General features: G+C 71.5%; 1 protein-coding gene. It reads left to right on the top strand.

Annotated features, from left to right (window positions below; genetic code table 11):
* On the top strand, window positions 1–1,040 hold a 1,040-nt coding region (locus ACGFYY_RS42405), incomplete at both ends, for a phosphoenolpyruvate carboxylase (RefSeq protein WP_393718005.1).

Here is a 1,040-nt window from a genome sequence, read left to right as displayed (position 1 = left end):
GACGACGTGTTCGCGGCCGCCGTCCTGGCCCGTGAGGCCGGGCTCATCGATCTCCACACCGGCTGGGCGAAGATCGGTATCGTCCCGCTCCTGGAGACCACCGACGAGCTGCGCGCCGCCGACGTCATCCTCGACGAGATGCTCGCCGACCCCTCCTACCGACGCCTGGTCTCCCTGCGCGGCGACGTCCAGGAGGTCATGCTCGGCTACTCCGACTCCTCCAAGTTCGGCGGCATCACCACCAGCCAGTGGGAGATCCACCGCGCCCAGCGCCGACTGCGCGACGTCGCCCACCGCTACGGCGTCCGCCTGCGCCTCTTCCACGGCCGCGGCGGCACCGTCGGCCGCGGCGGCGGCCCCTCCCACGACGCGATCCTCGCCCAACCCTGGGGCACCCTCGAAGGCGAGATCAAGGTCACCGAACAGGGCGAGGTCATCTCCGACAAGTACCTCGTCCCCTCCCTCGCCCGGGAGAACCTCGAACTGACCGTCGCGGCCACCCTGCAGGCCTCCGCCCTGCACACCGCACCCCGCCAGTCCGACGAGGCCCTCACCCGCTGGGACGCCGCCATGGACGTCGTCTCCGACGCCGCCCACGCCGCCTACCGGGCGCTCGTCGAGGACCCCGACCTGCCCTCGTACTTCTTCGCCGCGACCCCCGTCGACCAACTCGCCGACCTCCACCTCGGCTCCCGACCCTCCCGCCGCCCCGACTCCGGCGCCGGCCTCGACGGCCTGCGCGCCATCCCCTGGGTCTTCGGCTGGACCCAGTCCCGCCAGATCGTCCCCGGCTGGTACGGCGTCGGCTCCGGCCTCAAGGCCCTGCGCGAGGCCGGCCAGGAGGACGTCCTCGCCGAGATGGGCGGACGCTGGCACTTCTTCCGCAACTTCCTGTCCAACGTCGAGATGACCCTGGCCAAGACCGACCTACGGATCGCCCGCCACTACGTCGACACCCTCGTCCCCGACCACCTCAAGCACGTCTTCGCACGCATCGAGGCCGAGCACGAACTCACCGTCCGCGAGGTCCTGCGCATCAC

Origin of the sequence: Streptomyces sp. NPDC048331, assembly GCF_043201215.1 — a bacterium.
In the GTDB taxonomy this organism is placed as follows: Bacteria; Actinomycetota; Actinomycetes; order Streptomycetales; family Streptomycetaceae; genus Streptomyces.
Note: the sequence above shows the minus strand (reverse complement) of the source record. Positions and strands in the feature narration are given on the sequence as shown.